This is a genomic window from Brevibacillus agri (genome assembly GCF_004117055.1).
In the GTDB taxonomy this organism is placed as follows: Bacteria; Bacillota; Bacilli; order Brevibacillales; family Brevibacillaceae; genus Brevibacillus; species Brevibacillus agri.
The window spans coordinates 1197078-1221869 of the sequence record NZ_CP026363.1 but is presented as its reverse complement, the minus strand read 5'-3'; the positions used below and the strand labels follow the sequence as shown (position 1 = coordinate 1221869).

Genomic DNA, 24792 nt, shown 5'->3' with positions numbered 1-24792 from the left:
CACACATTAATAGAGGTTGCTGTAAAGCACGATGCCCCGCAAAGGAGGAGTTCATGTGTATTTCTCGAAGAAAGCAGTTGTTCCGGTCGAAGAAGAGGAAACAGATGTGTGGACGTGCAGCAATGATGGGTGTACGTGCTGGATGAGAGATAACTTTTCCTTTGACGAGAGCCCGAGCTGCCCCTTTTGCCATTCGCAAATGGTAAAGGATACCCGGGTGCTTCCGGTTCTGACCAATCACAGCAAGCGAAACTCATGATACTGCCCTTCTTTTTTCTTGCGGGCATTCGTCCTCTTCTCTACAATTAAGCACAAGACACGCACGATTGTTAGAGGAGATGCCCATGAACCGAAAAGAGATGGAAGAACAAGTCATCCAGGCTTATCAGCGCGATGAGGGAATGATGATCCTCGTCTTTGCCCAGTGGTGCGTCAACCACGGCTTGGATGCGCGCGAGCTGTACGCCCAAGCCTATCCCGCCCAAGGGGAAAACCAACTGCTGGCCCAAATGCTTGAAAATACGGTTCCCAAAGAGGAAGCAGAGGAAATCCCTGACGCCACTATCCTTGGCGTCCTGTCGCTGTTTGGCAACGACGATTTGGCCTTCGTGGTCAGCCAGGCGATCGAGGAGAGGAACAAATCCAAAAAATAATGCCAAAAGCCGCACATTGCTGTGTGGCTTTTTTCCTGCCTGCCAAACATTGGCTGCTCGCCGTGCGGCTTATCAAATCTTATTCAAAAATTCATTTTTTAAGATAGGGGCAATTCGCTTTTTTATTGTTTTGGCTTCTCGGATTTTGGACGACTTCACAAGCCGACAAACAAGGAAAAGAGGAATGCCTATGTACACCGATTCAAAAATTTTGAAATCGCTTTTTTACATCCAACTATTCTCCAGCTTTTTGGTTGTGGTCGGTCATTTCACGGCATCGGTGCTTTACTTCAACGATCCTTTCTGGGTTGTCGCCCTCAATCAGATCAGCCGCTACGGCACCGTGCTGCTGACGATCGCGACCGGCTATTTGACCGCCTATTCTTTTGAAGCGAAAAGCCCGGCGTTCCGCGAGTTTTTTACGGGCAAGCTCGTGTACATTTTTCTGCCTTACCTCGTTTCCGGCATTTTGTATCACTATTTGCTGAAAAAGGACATGCCTCACACCGCTGAGGACTACGCCAACATTTTCATGGGGAAAACGGGCGATCACCTGTACTTCGTGTTCATGATTTGCCAGTATTACGTGTTTGCCTACTTTTTCCGCAAGTGGATTACGAAACAGAACATTTTGTACGTCATCTGGATTCTGCTTGCGGTGCAATACGTCTACATCAACTACTTGCACAAAGGCTGGCTTGGGCTGTCCACCCGCCATATGCTGCCAAGCTGGATTTTCACGCTCTACATGGGGCATCTGCTGTACTGGTACCGAGAAGCCATTCTGTCTTTTTTGCGCAACAACCGCTCCATCCTGATGCTCTTGACGGGCATCGCTACAGCCGCGGCCATGTTTTTTGTCGTCTCAAGCAAGCTGTACGTGGCGGTGCACCTGAGCTTCGTTTTCGCGACACTGCTGTCTTTTCTCGTGCTCATGGTCTTCTTTCTGGAACTGGTGGATCACCTTCGTCTCAAGTTCCGCAAAGGCTTGACCTACTTCATTTTCCTGTTTCACTCCGCCTTTTTGATCCTGTTCAAAGACTTTTTGTTTGAGCAATACGGAGAGGTCGCCTGGGTTTTTCAAAACACGTGGTACTCGCTGTTGTACCTGGGCCTGATCTTCGGATGCAGTTGCCTGCTGTCGCTGCTATTGGTCTATCTGGTGCGAGGGCTGGAGCAACTGGGGAAAATGCTTGGGAGAGGACGGCGGGAGCGGCTGCAATAAAACTGCTCGGCGCTGCCAACAAAGAACGACCTGCTGACTTTCGTTACGAAAGCGCAGGTCGTTCTTTGTTTTTGGCGTTTGGGGGCTGGATACACGGGATGATGCCCGGCTAGGAATCCCGGAAGTACATGGAAAATACCGTCTGCTGGTCAGATGACTCGCACTTAATCACCCCGCCGTGCCGCTCGATAATTTCCTTGCAGACGTACAGCCCGATGCCCGTCCCCAGCTCTTTGGTGGTAAAAAACGGCTCGAAAATGACCGACAGCAGATCTGGCGGGATCGGCGCGCCATTGTTGGAAATCGTGATCGCTGTCATCTCGTCGGTGCGAAACCCTTGGATCGCAATTTCTTTGTCGCTGTTTTTGCGCTGCAGGGCATCGAGCGCATTCGAAATAATGTTGATGAACACTTGCCTCATCTCATCCCGGTACCCGTCCAAAAGGAGCAGCGGATCGATCGTACACGAAATATGCGCGTTCACGTCCACGATGTTCGGATAGAGAAAGGAGAGTATTTCTTCAAATAGTAAAGCGATGCTAAACACTTCTTTTTTCTTATGTACGGCTCCCTTTTTGGAAACCAGCAAAAACTGAGAGACGCGGTAATTCAACTGATGCAGCTCATTTTCGATAATGTCCACGTACGGCAAGTTCGGATAGTCTTCTTTTAACAATCGGGAGAATCCCATAATCGAGGTCAGCGGATTGCGAAATTCATGTACAAAGCTCGATGCCATCTGCCCCAAGATCGTCAGCCTGTCCTTGTGCGACCGCTCAATAAACAGCTTTTTCTCTTCCAGATCGCTGTCTTTCAGCTCCGTGTACCTGGACACGGCGTGCACGAGAAAAACGTCGAAGCATTCGTTTATTTTAAGCAAGGCTGGCAGCAGAACATCGGGTGGAAAGGGCCCTTTTTGCAGAACGTCGAGCATCAGCTCCCGGCCCATGCAAACATTGAAAACGAAATCGCCGATGTTGATCTCGGCCTGATTCCGTTCGTGCGCTACTTTATATGCAAGCTGTTTGATATCCTCATGCGTAATCTTCGAACGGAGATAGTCGGCCACCATGCGGTACATGGCTTGTCCGTTCAGATGAATAATTCCGTTGAACTGGTCGTGCTCAGACACCATGATCCGTTTCCTGAACTCTTCTACCGCTGCTTCCTCATGCTCGTCCAAAAAAAGTGCCAAGTCGTCCATTGCCACCTGTCCCCACTCCGAATGATCGGCATACTTATTCCGATAATATTATACTATCATCCAAGATTTATTAACGAAATATTTTTACTACTCCCCCATTGTACACCGTCCGCGCACGAATTACATTTGAAAGTCCATCTAAAATGTAAACTGTCTCTCGCCAAAAGAAAGAGGCAAAGGGACAGCGCGTACGCAACCCCTTTGCCCGTGCGGTTTGTAGTCGATTTTAGTTCAGTCTTACGATAGTCAACGTCGCCCCGGCGCCTGTCAGCAAAGTAGCCGCTCCCAGCAGGCCGAAGAGCTGCAGTGTGATTGTCGCCACCGCGCCTAGCGGAGCGATTACGGTGTTGTGGAAGGAGGAAAGCGATAACGCTGGTGATGCTACCGAAACAGCCGCGTGCTGACTGCCAGAGCGGCGGTTGTGTTGACGGAGTACGAGATCAGGTAGTTGCCTGCGGATGGAACGGTAAAGGTTGTGTTGCCGCCTCCGACGGTAATGCCGTTGAGCACCTGGTTGTTGGGCAGAGGCACGTTGGTCCCTCCCAAAATAACGGCGATCACGGCACCTCCCGTGTTGGCGGCGAAGGCGTTGATGTTTGTAAAGACGGTTCCGGTGGGGCCTGTGGGGCCTGTTGCTCCAGTAGCTCCAGTTTCTCCTGTCACTCCAGTAGCTCCCGTGGCCCCGGTGGCTCCTGTCACTCCGGTTGGCCCCGTGGCCCCTGTCACTTCAGTGGAGCCAGTCGCTCCCGTTGCCCCAGTCGCTCCCGTCACTCCCTCCCCCGCCCCCGTAGCTCCGGTGGCTCCGGTCGGACCTGTTGGACCAGTCGGCCCCTGCATGGTAGAGGCGTTTAGCACTGCCTGCAGCTTGGCCTGCAGTACCATCTCCTTCCTGATCGTTGCATCGACCATTTCCCTTACACTTCGGTCAATCGCCAGCAAATCGTCAATCGTGGCTGCCGGCGCTCCGCTTACACCGGTGAGCGTGCCGAGCACGTACTGAATTTTTTCCCCTTCTGCGTCCAATATATGGCTTAGTCCCAGCTCCTCCATCGCGATCGAAGTCAAAAGCAGGTTGATCGCATCCTCGCGCGTAATCGCGATAGTCGGACTGATATTTGGGATATTCGGAAATGACATAACTCCCCACCTTCCCGTGAAAAACGTAACCTCCCCTTCATCCGTAATTCAGCTAGCGAAAAGCCGTTTGCCCCCACACTTTACGGCTGCTTCTTCCACTTTTTCGCTTGCCCCACGACCTTGTGGCTCTTGGTTCTCCCTGGAAAAACCTCCCGATTCAGCCAAGGAGCCTGATAATTGCCGTGAGTCTGTACAACGGAACGAACAGGCCCTCCAGGTTCACCGTACTTTTTCAAGGGGAGTATCGAATCTTTCAGCCTTTGTTTAAAAGCCGTTGAAAACGCGGCGGAGGGAGAACAGTAGCCTTCCAACTGGTTCAAAGACGAATGGAGCACGAAACGGGAAAGGTCGTCCAACAGTTCAAGCACCTGGATGACTTGCTGTTCGGCCAGACGCCGATCGGGCGATGGGCGGCGGAGATTCGCCATCTCTAGCATGAGCTGCTCCGTTAACTCAAGAAAAGCGAGCGCCAGCGAGTACATCGCCGTCCAGAAATGCCTGTATGCCTCGACTGCCTGAACAGCCTGCTCCGGCTTTTTTGCCAGGTCATTCTCCCATGACGAATTGTCAAGACAAGTGCGACAGAGCTTCCATGAATGATTCGTAAGCGGTCTTCCAACCCAGACATTTTCTTGGCCGATTGTTAATGAGCTCCAAGGCCTGAATCAGTTCCTCCTCGGAGACTTCGGCAAAATCCTTGCCTTTGGGAAAAAATTCTCGCAGAAGGCCATTTGCGTTCTCGTTCGTGCCCCTTTGCCAGGAAGAGTAGGGATCGGCAAAGTAAATGTTTACGCCATGTGCTGACTCCAGCCGTTCGTAACAGGCAAACTCTTTGCCACGGTCAACGGTAGCTGTTTGAAACGATCCTTTCGGTAACGACTCAGCAACGAAACCAAAGGCCTTTTCCATGGAAGCCGAGGTACGATCAGGCATCTTTACGGCAAGGTAAAAGCGTGTCTTGCGCTCAGCGAACGTCGCGACACACGCCTTACTTTTTCCACGGCTGGAAACAACCGTATCCCGTTCCCAATGACCAAAGCTCTCACGCTTTCGTACTTCCTTGGGTCGCTGCCGAATGGACTTTCCTACGTTGAAACGACCACGTGTTTCGATTGGTCTCCGGCGTTTCCCTTTGTGGCGCAGAACGGTGGTATCTCCTTTAACCAAAAAGCCCTGATACAGCCAGCGATACATCGTTTTAAACGACACTTTCTGTTCGGGGCATTCCTGACTCATCCGTCCGGCAATCTGCTCGGGAGACCAGGTCTGCGCCAGCTTACTGGCAATGTAATGCTCACGTTCAGGAGTCCGCTTGCCTCTGGGAACAGACCGTTCGCGACGTTTCTCGTAAACCTCATGCGCGGCTTCTGCCTGATATTCCCCTGCCTTACAACCCCGTTTTAACTCACGGGCAATGGTAGCATGATGCCGTTTGAGTTCTCTGGCAATGGCGCGGGCAGACCAACCCAACCGATGAAGGAGTGCTAGCTCACTACGCTCTGTTATGCTAAGATGTGTATAACTCATGATTGATTCTCCTGTGTAAATGGTGTTGTCGTGACTTCATTTTACACGAATCAATCATGGGCCGTTTTTTTATCTAGGTGTCGCACTTGATATTACAATCTGTCGTCAGTGGCAGGCGGATCGCTTTTTTTCTCGATCGACTCTGCCTCTTTTTCTTTTTCCTTGTTCGCCTTCAGTTGCAGATCCAAAATGTTGTTGATGCGAATTTGCAGGTCGACGTGCTTGAAGGCGACGACCAAGACGAGAAAACAGACAACAGCAGCGAGCACCTGTACATAGTCCATCGACATCATCGGCCGCTCGCTCCATGCTGAGTTTCTTTCGGCATCATTGCTTTCTTGCCTCGAATGCTTGCCGCCCCAGCTCTTCTGCCATAAAAGGCGAGACTCTCCTTGGCGGGGAGCAAAAAGCCGAGGACAGTGAGTACCGCCTGGCGTCTCCCTCGCTGCGCCTTTGGCAGAACGCTGCCAGACGATTCGTTTTCGCGGCGGCCTGTAAACCGGGCTGGTTGCTTTTGCATATACTCACTCCTTCTCTGGTTCCGTGTTTAAATCAGGACTGCTTCGCTTCCCCAGCAGGATTAATAGGAACGTTTGTTCTGTTTTGTAGTACAAGTATCTCATACAAAACTCGAAAGTTCAAGTTATTTCCAATCATTTTTTCCAGCTAATTTTGCCGAACAAAAATGTACATTTTCTTGATTAGAAAACGTAGTTGCCAAGCTTTTGGCAGAGTATCGGCTCTGCGCCTGTGCTGGACAAGGAACCTTCTCCATTTTTATCTGTACAAAAAAGCGCGTTCTGCCTGAACAGAATCGCGCTTGTGGGTAGACCCGACAATTTCATTACAATTCGCCTTGCTGCCTAAAAAGTACACCGTTCTCATACTCCAGAACATTTCCATCTGCTGTCGGTTGACGGATTTCTTGAAATGTACTTCTAACAGTCGGTAGGAAGGTTGGGGCTAAGGCGTGAGGGTGGGCGTGAGGCTAGGGAAGGGCTTGGGCGAAGGCCGGGGCAAGTAGCTCGGTGAGGGCCGAGACGAGAAGCTGAAAAAGTCGGGGCTAAGGGCTGGACAATGTTTGGACGAGAAGCTACACGAAGTTTAGACAAGAAGCCGAACAAGGCCGAGGCTAAGGGCTGGGCACAGACTTGCGCGAGAGGCTGGGCGAAAGTTTGGGCAAAAGCGAGAACACCCCCCTTACCAAAAAACACCAAAAGCCAGCCCCTCCCCAATCTGGCAAAGGTCCTGGCTCTTGGCTCTTATCGAATTTCCTCGTGGGCGTTCATCAGATCAGTCCCAAATGTTCGGCCGCTTGACACCCATCGTTCTCATATAATCGAGAAGCTGGCCGGTATGGACGGACTCGTGATAGGCGATCCGCAGCAGCATGTCCCCTAGTGTTCTGACGTACCCGACATCGGAGCGGTCGATGCGAATGCTCTCCAGGTCGCTTTTGTCCAGCCCTTTGACAAAGGCGAGAAACTGTTCCCGGTACGGCTGCGCAAACGCCAAATCTTCCTCGACGGTCGTGAACGGCTTGGTTTCATACGGATTCGGGAGAGCAGACAGAGCGGCGCTGCCTCGCTGAATCAAAATCTGGTGATACAAAAATTCGCCCTCGATGACATGCCGAATCATTTGTGCGCAGGTAAACGCTTTGTCGTCGGGCTTCCAGTTCAGCCTGTCGTCTGGAATCGCCCGCCATACTTTGATGCTTCGGCGTCTGACTTCCTCGAAATTCAGAATCAGCAGATCGTTCGCGTTCATGTCGCTTCCCCCTCTCTCCCTGTTCCAGCCTGATTAGTCTTTTTGATACAGATCGCACGTCGCCACGTGGTCGTTCACCATGCCTACTGCCTGCATGAACGCGTAGCAGATCGTCGAACCGACAAACGTGAAGCCGCGCTTTTTCAAATCCTTGCTCATCTTGTCGCTGATTTCGGTGGAGGCAGGTACGTCCCTAAGCTCCTGAAAGTGGTTGTGGATCGGCTTGCCGCCGACGAACGACCAGATGTAGCTGGAAAAGGAGCCGAACTCCTCCACGACTTTGAGATAGGCGTGAGCGTTTTTGACGACGCCTCTGATTTTCAGCTTGTTCCGCACGATGCCCTCATCCTGCAAAAGCTGTTCGATCTTTTCCTCGTCGTACTGCACGATCTTTTCCGCTTCAAAGTTGTCAAAAGCCCGGCGGTAGTTCTCCCGCTTTTTCAGGATCGTGTACCAGCTCAGCCCCGCCTGCGCGCCCTCCAGATTCAAATATTCAAAGAGCAGCCGGTCATCGTAGACAGGCACGCCCCACTCCCGGTCGTGATAATCCAAATACAACGGGTCCTGATTCACCCAGCCACATCGATTCATCGGAAAAGACCTCCCGTAAATACGAACATGTATTCTTATATAGAGAATATACAATCTTTGGCTGTTCTGCAAGTTATTCTTGCCCATTCTCGCAACTTTTCTCGCACAACAAAAAGACCCTATCAGCGCAATAGGGCCTCTCTCTTTTTTCACGATCGCAAAAACACCGCGCGCAAAAACGCGAAAAAAAAAAAGATTAAGCCGTCAAAATAATCGGCTTGCCGCGCGTTATGACGACGGTGTGCTCGTACTGGGCGACGTAGCTTCTGTCCGGCGTCACCAAAGCCCAGCCGTCTGCCCCATCCTTCACATACTCCGTTCCAGTGGAAATAAACGTTTCGACAGCGAGCACCAGCCCGTCCGTAAGCAGCCGTTTGTCCCATTTGTCGTAGTAGTTCAGGACGTGCGCCGGCTCCTCGTGCAAGCTTTTGCCGATGCCGTGGCCTGTGAGATTTTTGACGACCGTAAATCCTTTTGCCTTCGCTTCATTGTGGACGATGCGCCCGATCTGGCTCAACTTGGAGCCAGCCTTGGCCGAATCCAGCGCCTTGTACAGCGATTCCTCTGCGCATTTGCACAGCGCCTGCTTCACAGGCTCTCCCTGTCCCACGACAACCGAAGCGCCTGTATCGGCAAAATAACCGTCCAGCTCTGCGGAGACGTCGACGTTGACGACATCGCCTTCCTTCAACACGGTTCCGTCGGGAATCCCGTGCGCCACAACGTGATTCACGCTGATGCACGTCTGCCCGGGGAAGTCGTACGTCACCTGTGGAGCCGAGCGCGCACCGTACTTCGCCAAAATATCGCCGCCGATACGATCCAGCTCTTTTGTCGTGATGCCCGCCCGGACGGCCTTCAGCATCGCTTCTCTAGCTTCTGCCACAATTCTCCCGATCCGCTGCAAAGCGAGCAAGTCGTGTTCATTTTGAATCGACATGCCGTGTCCTCCTTCGCTGAAAATGTATGCCAAAACCAAATCCGAACCCGCTCCATTTATTGGAACACATTTCTGTTCAAATCGCAAACGCAAAGCCTGGCAGCCAAACGCACAAGCTAAGCGGGGCTTACCTCGTACCGTCCATCCCCCGTCTGCTCGCGGATAAATCCGATCGAAATCCGGTTAAACTCTTCCGGCTGATCGACATTGACCACGTGGCCGCAGTTCATCAAAAGGCGCAACTGCGCATACTGTCTCTGACTCACACACGCTTGAACCGCGGGCAAAAACATGTAGTCTTCGTCGCCCATCACAAACAGGGCCGGAATCGGAGGCTCCTTCGCCAGCAGGCTGCATAAAAACGCATTGATGCCGTGCGTCAGCGAAAACCAGCGCTTGAACTCTTTTTGACAAAGCTTTTGCGCTTCTCTGACAAATAACGACCGGGATTCGCGATGGCGCGCCCGCGGCATGATGACCCAGGCAAACAGTTTGTACAGCCACATGTACGGCACGATGTGCTTGACGAGATTGCCGAGCGCAATCAGCACCTGCGAACGCAAATTCAGCCGGGTCACGGCTCCCGCCAAAACCATCGAGCGTATTTTGTGCGGCTCCAGCTCTGCTATGATCTGCACGATGATCGTCCCGAGCGAAACCGCGACAAAATGGCTGGAAGCGATGTTCTCGTGCTTCATCACCTCGATAATGTCGCGGCTCACGTCCTCGAACGTGTATTTCGGCCGCCGCTTCCCCAGATGCTGCTTCGACCTGCCATGACCGCGCAAATCGACGAGGAGAATATTAAAATGTTCTTTGTAAGCTTTGATCTGTTTATACCAGATGGATGAGCTGCCGCCCGCGCCGTGGACGAAGGTCACCCATTCATAACCCTCACCGCGTATGTACGTCTTATAATGAATCACTTATATCCCCCCAGAGGTATTATAGCGGAGGGATGTTCTGTGTGAAACTATTACCATTTTCTTGCATGAGAAAACTTGGCTGCGCCGAGCCAATGGCGAAGCCTTCACGTACCTAGCGGGCATCAGTCTTGCTCTATCGTTTCGTTCGAAGTCTCGTTATGTTGCTGCACTTATGCTTTGATAAGAGTCTTATCCATTCTTATCTGTTACAAAAAGGATTGGAACTATAAAAAATTGTTTGCAGTGTAGTGGCGTGATGAGCCGAACATGATGCTGTGGGGTTGGTTGGGTTTTTAAAGCTCCTTTATCGGCGCTTTTGGTGTGGCGAGAAAAGAGACGAAATCGCTGTAACTTCTTGGGCTCCCTGCTGGGGGTATCACTGCCCGGCTCCGGGGAAAAAGACACTACAAAAAAGAAAGCTTGCGGTGGGATTGTCGTCTTTCTTGAGAGCTATTAATGCTAGCCTCCCTGACGATACAACATGCATGCTTTTAGAAAAACCGCTTCCTTGTCTTAAGCACTTTGCTTCCTGATCTACAACCCAAAATCACCCCCGAACGACAGAAACAGCTCGTAGAGGAAACAGGAGAAAGCAGCGAAGGTCTTTGGGACTCCTACCCAGCCTCCGCTCCCCCGCTAGAGGCCCAAGTACCTGTAGCGCTTTCTCCTGTTTCCTCTCACCACTACCGCGACGATCAACCGTTTTCCAAGCAGCCAGTCCGCCTTGATCCCACGGCTCGCAATAAAAACCACATTCTCGCCTAAACTAACCTAAACTACCTTGACTGCACCAAGTCGCCAAGCAATCGAAAAAAAACCTCCGTCCCAAAAAGGCACAACTCTTGCTTTCCCCGCCTTCGCAGCCTCGCCATGCTGCACGTACACTGATAAGAATCGTACCCACTCTTCTTCTGCCCAACAAAAACAGGCCGCCAGCTTCTCCCTGACGACCTGCCTTGCACGCGCGAACGCAAACACCTCTACGCTTTTCTTTTCCGCCGAAGCTGGTAATACGTCACAGCCAACGCCAGCGCCAATACCGTCCCTTTGATAATATCGTAGGCGTAGTACGGCAGGTTGAGCATCGTCATGCCGTTGAGCAGCACCCCGATCAGGATTGCGCCGACGAACGTCCCGAACACATTCGGCTTGCCCGCGCCGAATACAGAGAAGCCGACAAACGCCGCTGCCACTGCATCCATCAGCATCGAGCCGCCGCTGCTCACCTGGCCTGTCCCGATCCGCGCCGCCAAGAGCATCCCGCCCAAGCCGGCAAACAGCGCGGATAACACGTAGGCGAGCGTGCGGTAGCGATTGACCGGAATGCCTGACAAGCGCGCGGCTTCCAGATTGCCGCCCGTCATGTACAGCATCCGTCCTTGTCTGGTGTAGGTCAGGTAGATGTGCGTGACCGCGACCAGCAAAAAGGTCAGGATAACTGGCACAGGCAGCGAGAAAATTTTGCCTTGGCCAAGCCACAAAAACCACTCCTGGAATTTCCCCGGAGCCATCGAACCGTCTTCCATCGGCATGTTGGCGTAGATCGAGTAGCCTTTGGAATACGTCATGTGCAGCCCGTTGACGATGTAGAGCATCGCGAGCGTCGCCAGCAGGTCGGGAATCCGGATTTTGACGACCAGAAACGCGTTGACCAGCCCGACGATCAGGCTGAGCGCAATCGGAACGACCAGTGTGGCGAACACGCCCTGCTCGTACCAGACCATCATCGAGGCCGAGACGACGGTAGTCAGCGACACCGTCGAACCGACAGACAGGTCAAAGCCCCCGACAATCAAGGAAAACGTAACGCCGATGGCGACAAACGTCACGATCGAGATCGAGCGCAAAATGTCCGTAATGTTGTCATACGTAAAAAAATACGGGTTGGTCAAACTGAATAACAGCATAACGATAACAATAACCGCAACCGTTCCGTATTTGTAAATAAAATCAAACAGGCTGAATTTTTTACCTTCCACGTTACTCACCTCCGCTTGCATAATACATAATCCGCTCCTGCGTCGCTTCCGCCCGGCTCAGCTCCCGGACGATTTTCCCTTCGAACATGACCAGAATCCGGTCCGCGATGCCCAGCACCTCCGCAAACTCGCAGGAAAAGTACAAAACGCCCTTGCGCTGCTCCGCCAGCTTTCCGATCAGGCGGTAAATATCGCTTTTCGCGCCGATGTCCACGCCTTTGGTCGGTTCGTCAAACATGAAAATTTGCGCATCCGTATCAAGCCATTTGCCGATTGCGACCTTTTGCTGGTTCCCCCCGCTGAGGTGGCCGACGAACTGGCCGATGTCCGCTGTCTTCACACCCAGCCGCTGCACCAGCTCCCGCGCTTGCCCCGCCTCGACTCCCCTGCGGACAAACCCGAGGCGCGACCATTTCCACAAAGTCGAGACAGACAAATTGTTTTTCACCGACTCCTCGACAAAAATGCCTTCTTTTCGCCGCTCCTCCGGGACGAGGACGATCCCTGCATCCACGGCTTCCTTTGGCGAGCGCAGGCGTACCGCCTTGCCTTTCAGCCTGATCTCGCCAGCTTCGGCCGCATCCGCTCCGAACAGCAGCCGGGCCAGCTCCGTCTTCCCTGCCCCGACAAGTCCTACGACGCCTACGATCTCGCCCTCGCGAACGCTCACATCCGCACCGCGCACCTTGCCGCCAGCCACTCCGGCCGCTTCCAGGATCACTTCGCCAATCGGCAGCTCCACTTTCGGGAACTCTTCCTCGAAGCTTTTGCCCAGCATGTTCCCGATGACTTCATCCATCGTAGTAGCGGCCGTCTCGCTCGTGGCAATCAGTTGACCGTCGCGCATGACCGTGATCCGGTCGCAGATTTCGAAAATTTCCGGCAGCCGATGGGAAATGTAGATGATCCCGACGCCTGCTTTTTTCAACTGGTCGATAATGAGAAACAGCCGCTCGCTCTCCTTCGTGCTCAACGGGGCTGTCGGTTCGTCAAAAATGACGTACTTCGCTTTTTGCACGGTCGCGCGGGCAATCAAGATCAGTTGCTTTTCGGACAGCGTACATTCCTCGACGAGCATGCGCACAGGGATGGAAAAGCCGAAGCTTTGCAAAATGCTCTCCGCTTCCTTGTGCAGCCCTTGCCAGTTCATGAGTCCCTTGCTGCTTTTGGACACGATCTGGTCGAGCAAAATGTTTTCCGTCACGCTCAAATACGGGATCAGCGCCGTATCGACTTCCTGGTAGACGCACTGGATGCCCAACGCTTTCGCATCCTGCGGCGATTGGATCGAGACGTCCTTGCCGTCAATCGCGATGCTGCCGCCATCCGGCTGATACGCGCCTGTAAGAATTTTCATCAGCGTGCTTTTTCCCGCTCCGTTCGCTCCGAGCAGCGCGTGCACCTCGCCAGCCTTGACTTCAAAATCGACGGAGCGCAACGCAGGCACGCCGGAAAACTGCTTCACAATCCCTTTCATCTGCAAGCTGGACACTTTTCGCACCCCCTAAATAAACAAGATTCCCGTTGACAAAAGCAACGGGAATAGCCAAACCAACCAGCTCTATTTGCTTACTTGCCCCACTCTTGTACGTATTGGGACAGATCGCCCATCGTTACTTTTTTATCCTTTGGCAAGTCTTCCTGTTTGACCAGCACCGGATTCAGCTTCACGCTGTCTGGCACTTGCTCGCCTTTCATTTTTTGGAAAACGGTCTGCGCGTGAATGCGTCCGATATTCGACGGATCTACCGCTGCTGTCGCGACCCAAGGAGAGTTTGGCTCCTGGATCAGTTGCAAGTCTTCGTCGCTCAGGTCGATGCCGTACACCTTGATCTCGGTGCGTCCTGCTTGCTGGATCGCACGGGTTGCCCCTTTGGCAAATTCATCCCACGATGCCCATACGGCTGTAATGTCGCCTTTGTTCGGATACTTTTTCAAAATCGCTTCCATCTGCGCTTGCGTATCCAGCGCGGTGTTGTTCGTTGCCGAGCCAAACGCGGCGATTTCCTTGATATCCGGGTATTTTTTCAGGAATGCTTCATACGTTACCTGGCGCTTTTCCATCGGCGCAAAGCCCGCTACCCAAATTTTCACGATGTTGCCTTTGCCGCCCGTATCGGCAGCCAGCTTTTCCAGGCTCAACTCGGCCAGCTTGTTGTCATCTTGCTCGACGACAGGGACGCCCGGCAGCTTGATATCGGTGTCGAACAGCACAACCGGGATCTTTTTGTCGACCGCTTTTTGCGTGCCTTGCTGCAGCGCTTCCGCCGTACCGTGGTCAATCAGGATGCCGTCAAAATTTTGGTTCACCGCAGCATCGAGGTTGGAGGCCATTTTCGACAAATCGGTATCTGCGTTGAATACGGTCAGCTCGCCGCCGTTTTTCTCGACTTCCTGCTTCACGCCGTTAATGTATTGGGCAGAAAACGTGCCGACGTTTTGGCGCATAATCAAGGCAATGCGCTTCGCCTTCTCGCCGCCGGAAGCGCCGCTTCCCGCCTGATTTTGGGTGTCCGCTCCCCCGCCGCAAGCGGTCAAGGCCAGCGACGCAGCCAGTACGATTGATGTGACAAGACCCAGTTTCTTTTTCATCGAAAAATCCCCCTTTTTCTTTCTTCCTGCTGAGCTTCAAGCTGAGGAGGCGACGACCTTCCAATAGGAAAAGCCTCTTTCAACAGATGAAAGAGGCTTGATCGACAAGATTCGCGCCTCTTATCTGTCAGGTATCGCTACCTGTTGGAGTTAGCACCTTGGCTCGCAAGACGGTGATCTTGCCAGCTAGGTTGCCGGGCATCATAGGGCCATTCCCTCAGCCTTCTCTGGATAAGAGTAGTTTTTATTTTCGCAACGTTTGTATTAATATATACAGACTATAATCCTTGTTTTACCCATCTGTCAACTAGGTTTTTGAAGCTTTTGTCCTCCAAAATAATCCCAACTCGATGTCCAAATTTTGGAGGAATTATGTAAGGTCTTGTCGAAACCTTGTAGATTGAAGCAAAAGCCATGCAAATTTGCGATGGGGATGTCTAATGAGTCTACTAAAAGAACTAATCTTGCAAATGTTTTTTGCCTTGACACCGTTTGTTTTGTTCAACATCTATTACCGCGACCGGATGCGTAACTATAGCCGTTGCTTTATTCTCGTAACCAGCTCTGTCTGCATGTTTCTGGCGATGACCTTCGCTTCGAGCGTCAACGAAGGAATCATTTTCGACATCAGGCACGTCATCGTCTTTTTCGCTCTGATCTACGGCGGAGTACGAATCGCCTTGATCGTGCTGATCGAATCAGCGCTGTACCGCTTTTATCTGGGCGGCGAAGGCACCTGGGTCGCCATGCTCGTAATGGCCGCCACGTTTGCAATCTCCCTCCTGATATATCAACGCTACAAAGCCAGTTATCGGAAAACACTGTTTACTCTTTTGACGGGTGCGCTTTTTTCCCTGATAGATTTGGGGTTGACCTATTTCAATTTTCCCACCTATGTATCCCATCAGCTTCCCTATCATGTGCTTGTGATTCCCGTTCAAAATTTTGTCGGCATCTGGCTGTTGATGTCGTTATTTAGCAAATGCGTATCAGACAAGGAATTGTTCATTCGCCATGCCCAAAACGAAAAAATCGAGACGATGAGCCACGTCGCCGCTTCACTGGCGCACGAGGTGCGAAACCCGCTCACGGCCGTCAAAGGATTTTTGCGCCTGATCCAGGAGGACCCGGGAAACATTGCGAAAACCGATCAGTACATTCGCATCAGCATGGACGAGATTCAGCGCACGGAAGCGATTTTGACGGAGTACCTGGCGCTGTCCAAGCCGCTCAAGGAGCGCACCGAGCTGATCGACGTATGCGAGCAGCTCCATGTCGTCCGCGAGGTCATGCTGCCGTTTGCCAACATGAACAACGTCGAGTTGGAGCTGCAAGCTTATGAAAAGCCCGTCACGATCATGGCCAATCCCGACGAGTTCAAGCAGGTGCTGGTCAACTTTATCAAAAACGCCATCGAGGCATGCGCGGAGACGGCCAAAGGGAAAGTCTCCCTGTCGTTGTTCATCGAAAAAAACAACGCCCTGCTCGTCATCAAGGACAACGGCATCGGGATGGACGAGGGCCAGATCAGACGACTTGGCACGATCTATTTTTCTACCAAAACGAGCGGGACCGGACTCGGCCTGACTTATTCCTATCACGTCATTCACACGTTTGGCGGTTCTGTGAGCGTGTCGAGCAAGCCGAAGGTCGGCACCAAGTTCACGATTACGTTTCCGTACCATCAGCCGCAGTAGCAGCTAGGCGAGTGGCCTGGTCATGAAAACCTGCTCGGCCAGCGTGGAAAAGCCCGCACTTTGCAAAATTCGGGTGGTTGCCTCATTTGCGACGGGCAAATTGACGGTGAGGCGATGAAGCTCCTGGTCCAGCGGAGCAAACACATGGGCCAGTGCGCTTGCGACAATCGCCTCCCGGTCTGCTCGTCCGGGACTGGCTTCACACTGAAACAGCAAGGCAGTCGTTTGCCTTCCCTGTTCATCAAAAATCCGCCTGTACAGCGCGTAGCCGCCCGCCTGCACGTTCTCGAGATGGCGACCAGCGCCGCAAGCTCCACGCCCTGCTCGCGGTAAATCTGCAACGTCGCTTCGATCAACGCTTGCCCGACTCCGCTGCGCCTGTGCTTCGGCGCCACCCCTGTCCCTCCGTTCCAGCCGATTTTTCGCCCGCCTCTGTTCCATATCCCGTTCAGCACGATTCCGGCCGGCTCGCCATTACAAACGCAACCAGCGAATGCGCAGGCGAAAGTTCCTCCTTCCCCATTTTCCAGATAAGCGTGTCCGGCGTTTTGGACTGGTCGAAAAAATAGCCGGAAAACCCTCTGTTGTAGGCCAAAACGGCCTCCGCCACCGAGCATTGCTCCATCGCCTTGAAAACAAGCATGGTCATTCCTCCCTAATTGAGATGACAACCACACTTATCCTCTAAAATGATTTTTAATTGATAAAATATTTTTTAATAAATGAAATCGGCAAAATACACGCTTCCTTGAATGATAGCCTGGCGCGCCTGTACGCTGCATGCTGTCTGCCTTCCTCTCAATGCTGAACGGGCGGAACCCGCTGCGGATTGTCCGGATGTTTCTCAAAAAACAGCAAGTCGTTTTGCCGATTCAATGTGGCGAGAAAAACCTGCTCGATGGCGACGCCGCTTTTTTTCAGCTCCTGCAAAAGCCAGCCTTCGTCCCGTTCGCGGTACTTCAGCGCCTCTTTACATATTTTCCCTTCGACGATCACAGGCAGGGAGAGGCCCGTCGAGGCAGTCCGGATTTGCAGGTCTTGTCTCGTCACTGGCTGCTGCGCAGATTTTTTCAGGACAGTCAGCCGGCCATTGGCCTCGATGATCGCCATCTCAATCTCCGACAGGTCAAAAATGTCTTTTTCCCGCAGCATTTGCAGTACGTTATCGAGCGAATAGCGTATCTTTTTCAGTTGAGGGACGAGAAACTCTCCGTTGTAAAAAAACGACCGTTGGCTCAAACGTGACCATTTTGCCGAAGCGCCTGGACACAATCGACCACTGGGACACGACGCGTTGCAGCCCCCCAAGCGCCACAATCGCTACCGCAATGGGAATGTGGTGGACATTCGGCTCGGCAATATCGGCCCCGGTCACGGAGCCTAGCGTGATGATAATCATGAAATCAAAGACAGGCAGCTCGCCAATCGAACGCTTTCCCATGAACAGCGTCACGATCAACAGCAGCGGCAAAATCGTAAATACACGCCCGACTACAATCAAGCTCTCACTGAACAGTTCCACGCAAAAACGCCTCCTGCCCCAACCGTTTCCTCCTGTTACTATGTAAAGTTTTGGCAGTAATTATGCGAAAAGCTTTGCCCGTAAAGCACAAACCGTCACTGGCCCCAAAAAGACTGCCCCCGATCATTCGGGCTGACAGTCTCGCCAGGAGCTTTCGACCATATTTTTCATATAGCAGAAAAATTTCCAGCATATAGACATCGCAAAGCTACATCTTCCCCAGCCGCTGCGACGTTTTGCGGGCGACGTCCTTCACGCGCTCGATCAAATAATTCAACCGCTCTTCTTTCAAATCGAAGGTGACGATGCCGATGCTCAAAGCGCCGATTACTTTTTGCGTGTAATCAAAAACAGGTGCCGCGACCGAAGCCGTATTTTCCGTCCGTTCCGCGAAGCTGACGGCATAGCCGACTTTGCGGATTTCGGCCAGCTTTTCCATGAAAGCGGGCGTCTCCTCCTCGCCGACGAGCTGCAACACGATTTGCCGCGCTTCTTCTGCCGGCATGTGCGCCAAAACAACCTTGTTTGCCGCGCCGATGTGCATCGGGATGCGCAAACCAAGCTGGTCGTAGATGCGAATGTTGTGCTGGCTGTCCACGCGATCGATCACAATCGACTCCAGGCCGCTCGGCTGGCTGAAGTAAACGCTTTCTTCCACCTCTCTGGCAAGCTCCTCGATCATCGGCTTGATGACTTTGCGGTAATCAATCCGGTCGAGCACGCGCAGGCCGAACTCCATCCATTTGATCCCCAGTGTGTACTGCTTGGTAGCTGCATCCTGCTCCACCAGCCCGTGCTTCATCAGCGTGTACAACAAGCGGTAGATCGTACTCACCGGGAGCTGACATTCTTTCGCCAAATCGTTGATGGTCCACCACTTTCTATGCTCGTCCGACGCAAGTGCCGTCGCAATCGCCATCGCCCGATCAAACGATTGAATCACAGTCATTTCCCCTTTTTCCTCATGTCTCGTCTACCTCATCTTAAATGATTTGCCGTAATTTTGTGAATCGCAAAAAACTTCCCGCGATAGCCGCTGCAAGCCCGGAATAACGATTGACAGTGCAAAATCAGAATGTGTACACTGAAAATAAATTTTCGAAATATGAACAATATTCTACAATGCGGAATAAAAGGAGGCAACCATGTTCCAAGGCAGCCAATCCATGGTCAAAAAGCTGAAAACCGTCATCATCAAGCATCCCCGCGAAGCGTTTATCAGCCAGGCCCATCTCGACGCATCCTGGAAAACTTTTCACTATACAGACTGCCCTGACTGGGACAAAGCTTTGCAGGAGTACGAAAAATTCGAAGCGATCCTCCGCGAGCACGTAGCCAACGTGCTGTACCTCCCGCAATCGGACAAAACCGGGCTCGACTCCCTCTACGCCCATGATCCGGTAAAGTTCACGTCCAAAGGCGCGATCATCCTCAAATCCGGCAAAGAGCTGCGCCAAGGCGAAGCGGAAGTGTACAAGGAGTTTTTGCAAGCAAACAACATCCCGATCCTGGGACAACTGACAGGCGATGCGCAGGCAGACGGCGGCGACCTCGTCTGGCTGGATGAAAAAACGTTGGCGATCGGGCTTGGCTTCCGCACCAATCAGGCGGCGATCGCCCAGATTAAGGAGATGGTCAAGGACTTCACGGAAGAAGTCATCGTCGTACCGCTGCCATATGACCGCGGCCCGGCCGAGTGCCTGCATCTGATGTCGATTATCAGCCTCGTCGACCACGATCTCGCTGTCGTCTACTCCAAGCTGATGCCTGTGTTTTTCCGCCAACTGCTCGTCGACAGAGGCATCGAACTGATCGAAGTGCCCGATCGCGAATACGAAAACCTCGGCAGCAACGTCCTCGCGCTCGCCCCGCGCGTGTGCATGGTCGTGGCGGGCAATCCGGTCACGAAGGAGCGGCTGGAAAAAGCAGGCGCTACCGTGTACGAATACGAAGGCGAAGAAATCTCCTACAAAGGCACGGGCGGCCCGACTTGCCTGACTTCTCCGGTGGAGCGTGTGTAGCTTCCTACAGACAAAAAGCCACGTGGACAGTGGCATTTTGTCTTGAGTGGGCCGACCAGTCTTCACCACTTCGTACATGGCTTGCTCTTTTCCATCTTTGGAAGCACGTCGAAGAAAAGAGCAGCTCTTCTTGAGCTGCCTGGTCATAGCCCCGTCAAGTAGACACTAAAAAAAGACGCTATCTTAAGCGGCGATCGATTCCCGGTATTGGACTGGGGAGAGGTCGCCGAGTTTTTTCTGGAACCGTTCTGTATTGTAGAATTCGATGTATTCAGCGATCAGTTTGCGAGCGTGAGCTATATCTCTTGGTTTCTCCAGATACAACTTTTCCGTCTTCAGGTGTGAAAAAAACGATTCAACACAAGCGTTGTCGAAGCAGTTCCCCCGTCTGGAATGGCTTCCGGTTAGCCCTTGTTCTTGCAACAGATTTGCGTATGTCTTGGTAGTGTACTGGAATCCTTGGTCGGAGTGCAGGATCGCATCTCCATTACCCAGTTGCTTCACCGTAGACAGCACAAGATCAAGATCGTTTCTCTCCGACACTTCCCAAGCAACCGTTTCGTTATTATACAGATCCAGGACCACGGACAGATAAATGAAGTCATCGACGACTCGAATATAGGTAATATCGGTTACATATTTCTTTCTAGCCTCGTCCGCAGCGAACTGGCGATTAAGGACATTGTTGAACACGATGGAGGGCTTGCGGCCGGCAAATGGACGCTTTTTGCGGATCACTGAGCGGATGCCCAATTCTCGCATCAGTCGGCGAACTTTCTTCGTATTTACTTGTAGTCCCTCTTTGCGTAGAGCCGTGCGCATTCGTTTATACCCAAAGTATGGGCGAATGCGGTGAATTGCCAGTATATGTTCCTTTAGGTCGGCATCCTGCTCCACACGTACCTTACGAACCTTCTCCGTCGCCTTCCACTTGTAGTAGCCCGCCCGGGAGACCTCCGCTATTTCGCATAGCATGACCACAGCGTACTTGCGACTCATTTCTTCGATCGTCCTAAACCGGGTTTGCTTATCCAACTTCCCTCCCCGTGTAGATTTGGATTGAGCTTTTTTAGGTATTCGACCTGCGCTTTCAAGTAGTTGTTCTCTTCCTCTAGACTGCTGAAATACTTCTTGATCCATCGCCCTCTATAGTCTTCAAACGTTTCACCGTTTTGCCGTTTCTGTACCCACTCCCGAATCTGCGTCTTACTTTTAATGCCTAATTTCTCCATTATCATTGGGTAGCTCCAATGCTCCTCAACCCGCAAACGTACTGCTTCGCTCTTCGTTGCTTCGTCATATTGCTGCTGTTTTTGCCCTTTACGTGGCGGCATAAGAAAATCCCCTCCGGTCAACAGTGTTGATCTCATCATACCATGAGGTCTTTTTTCACTGTCTACCATGAGGGGATAATACCATACAACGAAGGCTTTTAAAGGATACTTGCTAATTAGTTGCATTCCATTCACTATTAAACCACTGTCTTTGTGTCAACCAATAATGTGAGGCTTTTTGAGCATGTTCAACAAAGGTTGTAAGATCAATATCTAACGGATAGATCCTTCCATCAGTGTATTGATCTGAAAAAACATACATTCCATGCCAACCATTATTTACATATTCCGTTGTTCCACCGTTGACCATTGCTTTGAATTTTGGTAGCTTCAAAAAATCTCCATCTAACACAATCGCTGTTGACCAAAAAAATGCTTCCATTGCATGCATCGAAGGTTCTCTATCCCGTGTAACTCTATCACGGATGCTCGTTTTACTTTGTATACAACCAAAAACATATCTTTTGTTATCTTTGAGTACAGAAATATACAGGTCAAATACGCTTGATGTTATCTGCTCTTTTAACCAACTAATATCTCTTACCTCATTATGAATTTCCTTGTCTCTGATTAAATGGTTTAATTCTTTCTGTAGATGTATGGTTATTCCTTTATCCTCTAAGACCAAGTTACCTAAGAGTTTAATCATTTCTTCAAATGCATGTCCACTTGACTTTTTCCAACTATTCTCGGCTGATACAATTTGTTTTATTACTTCTGTATCAACAATTCCTGATTTTCTGTGAATATGTGCAGTGTACACAGCTTTCCAAATTTCCGCTGGCTCAACATGCTGAAAAGTCCTCATTGCTTCAATAGTTGAATCCCTAATTGCCTTTTTTTGTGCAAAACTCTCATCTTTACCAGCTTTTATTTCCGCTAAAAATATATCATTGTACTTCTGAATACAATAATCCACATGATTCGATATCATTCTTCGCCTTCTCCTTTAAGATTTCTTGGATAGTTTTCCCCCAGTGATATGCTAACAGCGGAGGAACAGCATCACCTATTTGTTCATATTTATCTTGCGTTTCATAAATATGAGGGCAAATAAAAGGGCCGCCTCTGAAGTCATAGTTATCTGGAAAACCCTGAAGGCGTGCAACTTCCCTAACAGTTAATGAGCGATTTTCAAATGGATGTAACAATTCATCGAGGCAATGAGATGTTACAGTAACGCTTGGCTGATCAGCTTTTAATCTTCTATTCCTCTGGATATACCATTTTTTCGGCAACACCCGCTCGCCTTGAAGCTTTTCAATCTCCTCTGGCGACAGTTTATCAAACAAATCTTTAAGACCTTCCCCCTGATTTATCATTGAGAACCGTCTAAGTGTACCTTCACGATGATTCGGAGGTAAATGGTAAGTGATTTCTGTAACGGGTTGATCAAGTTTCCAAAAATTATTATCCTTCATAAGTCTGGTGTATGCCGAATCTATATTCAGATAGTTTTTCGCTTCCTTCTTTGAATTTGCCTCAACACTTGGGAGATCTATCAAAGCTTCTTTTACAGTAACATGACCTTGCATCAATGGAGCTGGCACATGCAAGTCTTTTTTTAGCTTACTTGCCAAAATAAAATATCGTTCCCTATATTGTGGAACACCAAAATCTGCTGAATTCAATATCACATCAATATGATATTTGTATCCATGCTTTTCAAGCTGTTCAAAAATTTCCTGAACAATTAATTTCTCGCCGTTTTTTTCAATTTTTTTGGTTGTAATCGCAGGTACATTCTCAAATAATATCATTTTTGCATTAACAATTTCTGCAATTCTAATTGCTTCCATAAACAAAAATTGCCTATGATCGTAAAAACTTCTCGATTTTGACCCTGCGGTACTAAAAGTTTCACAAGGCATACCAGAAGTCAGTATATCCACTTCTCCTTTTACAAACTGCCTAATATCTTGTTCTGTAACCTCACGAATGTCTTTGTGAATAACTGGTACAGAGTGATTAGCTGTATACGTTTCAACACAGCTTTCAACTTTTTCAATTGCTAATACAGTTTTTATCCCAGAAGCTCTAAAACCTGTACAGATGCCACCTGGACCAGAAAAACAATCAATGTGAGTTATAGTTTTCATGTTATCCACCTTGTCCTTCCCAATATCAATAGTTTATTATCAATGCTTACATTCTGCAATCGTAGATAACTTACAATAACAGAAACATATGTTCTTACTCAGATCATACTACAAGATAATGGATACCACAAAGAAACTACCATTGTTAAAATGGATTAATGGAAATATTCCATATCATAGTTTAGAAGTGAAATAAAATCCCAAGCCACTTTACTACTTTACTGTACTAAACCTCAGAGCGGATAGACCCGATTTTCTAACTACAAGAGCTTGTTTTTTTCTTATACTTGACTCATAAAGCAAAAGAAAAATCAATATACAAAAATAGAGAGGGTCATGAATTTATGGAAAGAAACTTGAACTTACTTACAGTTGAAGAGGCAAGAAGCATTTTAAGAGTTGGGAGAAACGTCATGTATGATCTGATCAAAAATGGCGTTCCACATATTAAAGTAGGAAAACAAATCCGTATACCTTACGATGGACTTATTGCCTGGATAAATCAACAAACCATTGCTTCTTAAAGAGAAACCTCCTGCGAGACGACTTGCAGGAGGTTTCTCTTTATTTTAATGCCTCACTGATGGCAGTGACAGTTTTCATATGGTTTATGTCAAATCTATGTGCATAGATTTTGTTTGTTGTTCCCAAGTCCGAATGACCGAGAGCTTCAGATATTGCCTTTAGATCAACTCCTGCATCATATAAGATGCTGGCAAAAGTGTGTCTCAGATCATGTAACCTAATTTTTGGTAAATCATGAATTTCAAGGAATTCCCTGAATTGATCTGTAATATAATTGACCTTATACGGTTTTCCATTTTCCTTCGCATAAATATACCCTGTATCATCAAATTCACTGCCGAGAATTTTTTTATATTCATCGTATCTGGCTTTGTTCTTAATTAAAATATCGTATAACTCATCGGTTATATACAATGTCCTTTGACTCTTCTCAGTTTTTGGGCTTTTGACTATGGTTCTATTGCCCGCACTAACCCGAACTTCATTTATATGGATGATTCGTTGCGTGAAGTCAATATTCTTCCATCGCAAACCACATATTTCCTCACGTCTCAATCCCAAATATCCTGCAAGATATACAGGAAGTTCTATTTTGGTATCCGTTACTTTCTCAAGCAAAATTCTTAACTGCTCTCTTGTATAGGACTTTCCTTCAAATTTTTTCTTTCGTGGTAACGATACTGCATCAGCTACATTTCTATAAACTAACTGCTGTTTCAAGCCGTAATCAAGTGCTTTACGGATAGTTGCATGATGCTTATGGACTGTATTCGGTGATAGTCCCGTATTATCCATCAAATGCTTGTAGTATTGTTGTATATGTGCTGGCTGAAGTTTTTGTAATTCAACATTTCCCATAAATGGAGTAAGATGTTTGTTGATAATATTTCTATAGCCATAAGCAGTGGTTTCTTCACAATTGTATTTCACATCACTAGCGTTGCATTAATCTTTTCCCATCATTCAAAATACACATAATCTTTGGTATTTGGTTGTCTAGGGAACAAAAAAATCCTTTACACTGGAAAGGTCAGGTAGTTCCTGTCCAAA

Annotated in this window: 24 protein-coding genes, 2 pseudogenes and 1 riboswitch; of the genes and pseudogenes, 6 read left to right on the top strand and 20 right to left on the bottom strand. The window is 49.9% G+C overall.

What is annotated here, in order from left to right; all coding sequences use genetic code 11:
* The first annotated feature begins 55 nt into the window (after positions 1-55).
* The 3 genes from BA6348_RS06115 to BA6348_RS06105 all read left to right on the top strand — a co-directional run bounded on the left by BA6348_RS06115 (position 56) and on the right by BA6348_RS06105 (position 1878).
* Complete coding sequence (locus BA6348_RS06115) at positions 56-259, top strand: cold-shock protein (RefSeq protein ID WP_005833334.1); 204 nt, start codon at positions 56-58, stop codon at positions 257-259.
* An 85-nt stretch (positions 260-344) separates the two neighbouring features.
* On the top strand, positions 345-653 hold the full coding sequence (locus BA6348_RS06110) for a hypothetical protein (protein WP_005833332.1): 309 nt from the start codon (positions 345-347) through the stop codon (positions 651-653).
* A gap of 190 nt (positions 654-843) precedes the next feature.
* Entirely contained in the window at positions 844-1878 is a 1035-nt protein-coding gene (locus tag BA6348_RS06105; RefSeq protein ID WP_007783053.1) for an acyltransferase family protein, read from the top strand.
* A 109-nt stretch (positions 1879-1987) separates the two neighbouring features.
* Here BA6348_RS06105 and BA6348_RS06100 read toward each other — a convergent pair whose 3' ends face one another.
* From BA6348_RS06100 to BA6348_RS06045, 12 genes and pseudogenes are all read right to left on the bottom strand, one after another.
* Positions 1988-3088 (bottom strand): histidine kinase N-terminal domain-containing protein, encoded by a 1101-nt coding sequence (locus BA6348_RS06100; protein ID WP_025844775.1) that lies wholly within the window; start codon positions 3086-3088, stop codon positions 1988-1990.
* Positions 3089-3308: 220 nt separating this feature from the next.
* A pseudogene (locus tag BA6348_RS06095) lies at positions 3309-4132 on the bottom strand (BclA C-terminal domain-containing protein).
* Positions 4133-4786: 654 nt separating this feature from the next.
* On the bottom strand, positions 4787-5746 hold the full coding sequence (locus BA6348_RS06090) for an IS30 family transposase (RefSeq protein WP_129552162.1): 960 nt from the start codon (positions 5744-5746) through the stop codon (positions 4787-4789).
* A gap of 92 nt (positions 5747-5838) precedes the next feature.
* The gene (locus tag BA6348_RS06085; protein ID WP_007786004.1) at positions 5839-6039 is read right to left on the bottom strand and encodes a hypothetical protein; all 201 of its coding nucleotides are present in this window, start codon (positions 6037-6039) and stop codon (positions 5839-5841) included.
* Positions 6036-6266 carry a hypothetical protein gene (locus BA6348_RS06080; RefSeq protein ID WP_005834553.1) on the bottom strand — a complete coding sequence of 77 codons (231 nt, stop codon included), beginning with the start codon at positions 6264-6266 and terminating at the stop codon, positions 6036-6038. Before BA6348_RS06080 ends, BA6348_RS06085 begins: the two co-directional genes overlap by 4 nt.
* Before the next feature lie 773 nt (positions 6267-7039).
* On the bottom strand, positions 7040-7516 hold the full coding sequence (locus BA6348_RS06075) for a DinB family protein (protein ID WP_005834550.1): 477 nt from the start codon (positions 7514-7516) through the stop codon (positions 7040-7042).
* Positions 7517-7549: 33 nt separating this feature from the next.
* Positions 7550-8107 (bottom strand): DNA-3-methyladenine glycosylase I, encoded by a 558-nt coding sequence (locus BA6348_RS06070; RefSeq protein WP_005834549.1) that lies wholly within the window; start codon positions 8105-8107, stop codon positions 7550-7552.
* A 196-nt stretch (positions 8108-8303) separates the two neighbouring features.
* The gene (gene map, locus BA6348_RS06065; protein WP_007786001.1) at positions 8304-9047 is read right to left on the bottom strand and encodes a type I methionyl aminopeptidase; all 744 of its coding nucleotides are present in this window, start codon (positions 9045-9047) and stop codon (positions 8304-8306) included.
* A gap of 116 nt (positions 9048-9163) precedes the next feature.
* Complete coding sequence (locus tag BA6348_RS06060) at positions 9164-9973, bottom strand: alpha/beta fold hydrolase (protein WP_007785999.1); 810 nt, start codon at positions 9971-9973, stop codon at positions 9164-9166.
* Between the two features lie 980 nt (positions 9974-10953).
* Positions 10954-11952, bottom strand: coding sequence for an ABC transporter permease (locus BA6348_RS06055; RefSeq protein WP_007785996.1), 999 nt, complete (start codon positions 11950-11952; stop codon positions 10954-10956).
* Between the two features lies 1 nt (position 11953).
* Positions 11954-13444 (bottom strand): sugar ABC transporter ATP-binding protein, encoded by a 1491-nt coding sequence (locus tag BA6348_RS06050; protein ID WP_122953469.1) that lies wholly within the window; start codon positions 13442-13444, stop codon positions 11954-11956.
* A gap of 77 nt (positions 13445-13521) precedes the next feature.
* A complete protein-coding gene (locus BA6348_RS06045; protein ID WP_007785993.1) occupies positions 13522-14544 on the bottom strand; it encodes a sugar ABC transporter substrate-binding protein in 1023 nt (340 codons plus the stop codon).
* Between the two features lie 117 nt (positions 14545-14661).
* Positions 14662-14782, bottom strand: a riboswitch (SAM riboswitch).
* Positions 14783-14984: 202 nt separating this feature from the next.
* Here BA6348_RS06045 and BA6348_RS06040 point away from each other — a divergent pair.
* Positions 14985-16241 carry an ATP-binding protein gene (locus BA6348_RS06040; RefSeq protein ID WP_007785991.1) on the top strand — a complete coding sequence of 419 codons (1257 nt, stop codon included), beginning with the start codon at positions 14985-14987 and terminating at the stop codon, positions 16239-16241.
* Between the two features lie 20 nt (positions 16242-16261).
* Here the strand turns inward: BA6348_RS06040 and BA6348_RS06035 are convergent, their stop codons facing one another.
* The 4 genes and pseudogenes from BA6348_RS06035 to BA6348_RS06025 all read right to left on the bottom strand — a co-directional run bounded on the left by BA6348_RS06035 (position 16262) and on the right by BA6348_RS06025 (position 18706).
* A complete protein-coding gene (locus BA6348_RS06035; protein ID WP_353505618.1) occupies positions 16262-16696 on the bottom strand; it encodes a GNAT family N-acetyltransferase in 435 nt (144 codons plus the stop codon).
* Positions 16690-16884: a hypothetical protein gene (locus BA6348_RS27160; protein WP_026558049.1), complete on the bottom strand. Its 195-nt coding sequence runs from the start codon at positions 16882-16884 to the stop codon at positions 16690-16692. Before BA6348_RS27160 ends, BA6348_RS06035 begins: the two co-directional genes overlap by 7 nt.
* Positions 16885-17039: 155 nt before the next feature.
* Positions 17040-17763, bottom strand: a pseudogene (locus BA6348_RS06030) (DUF421 domain-containing protein).
* 208 nt (positions 17764-17971) lie between these two features.
* Complete coding sequence (locus BA6348_RS06025; protein ID WP_039971656.1) at positions 17972-18706, bottom strand: IclR family transcriptional regulator; 735 nt, start codon at positions 18704-18706, stop codon at positions 17972-17974.
* Positions 18707-18908: 202 nt separating this feature from the next.
* Here BA6348_RS06025 and BA6348_RS06020 point away from each other — a divergent pair, with 202 nt between their 5' ends.
* Complete coding sequence (locus BA6348_RS06020) at positions 18909-19784, top strand: dimethylarginine dimethylaminohydrolase family protein (protein WP_005834529.1); 876 nt, start codon at positions 18909-18911, stop codon at positions 19782-19784.
* A gap of 183 nt (positions 19785-19967) precedes the next feature.
* Here the strand turns inward: BA6348_RS06020 and BA6348_RS06015 are convergent.
* The 3 genes from BA6348_RS06015 to BA6348_RS06005 form a co-directional block, all read right to left on the bottom strand.
* Positions 19968-21118, bottom strand: a protein-coding gene (locus BA6348_RS06015) for an IS3 family transposase (protein ID WP_369750415.1) whose coding sequence is annotated in 2 segments (ribosomal slippage) — positions 19968-20860 and positions 20860-21118 — 1152 coding nt in all. Because the reading frame shifts where the segments join, the coding sequence is not laid out codon by codon here.
* Between the two features lie 112 nt (positions 21119-21230).
* The gene (locus BA6348_RS06010; RefSeq protein WP_005826969.1) at positions 21231-22052 is read right to left on the bottom strand and encodes a BsaWI family type II restriction enzyme; all 822 of its coding nucleotides are present in this window, start codon (positions 22050-22052) and stop codon (positions 21231-21233) included.
* Positions 22009-23217, bottom strand: a complete 1209-nt coding sequence (locus BA6348_RS06005) for a DNA cytosine methyltransferase (protein WP_122953519.1) — start codon at positions 23215-23217, stop codon at positions 22009-22011. Before BA6348_RS06005 ends, BA6348_RS06010 begins: the two co-directional genes overlap by 44 nt.
* Positions 23218-23561: 344 nt before the next feature.
* Here BA6348_RS06005 and BA6348_RS06000 point away from each other — a divergent pair, with 344 nt between their 5' ends.
* On the top strand, positions 23562-23741 hold the full coding sequence (locus tag BA6348_RS06000; protein ID WP_122953520.1) for a helix-turn-helix domain-containing protein: 180 nt from the start codon (positions 23562-23564) through the stop codon (positions 23739-23741).
* A gap of 40 nt (positions 23742-23781) precedes the next feature.
* On the opposite strand, the gene BA6348_RS05995 is transcribed toward BA6348_RS06000, so the two are convergent.
* Positions 23782-24672, bottom strand: coding sequence for a site-specific integrase (locus BA6348_RS05995; protein WP_242507453.1), 891 nt, complete (start codon positions 24670-24672; stop codon positions 23782-23784).
* Positions 24673-24792 lie beyond the last annotated feature (120 nt).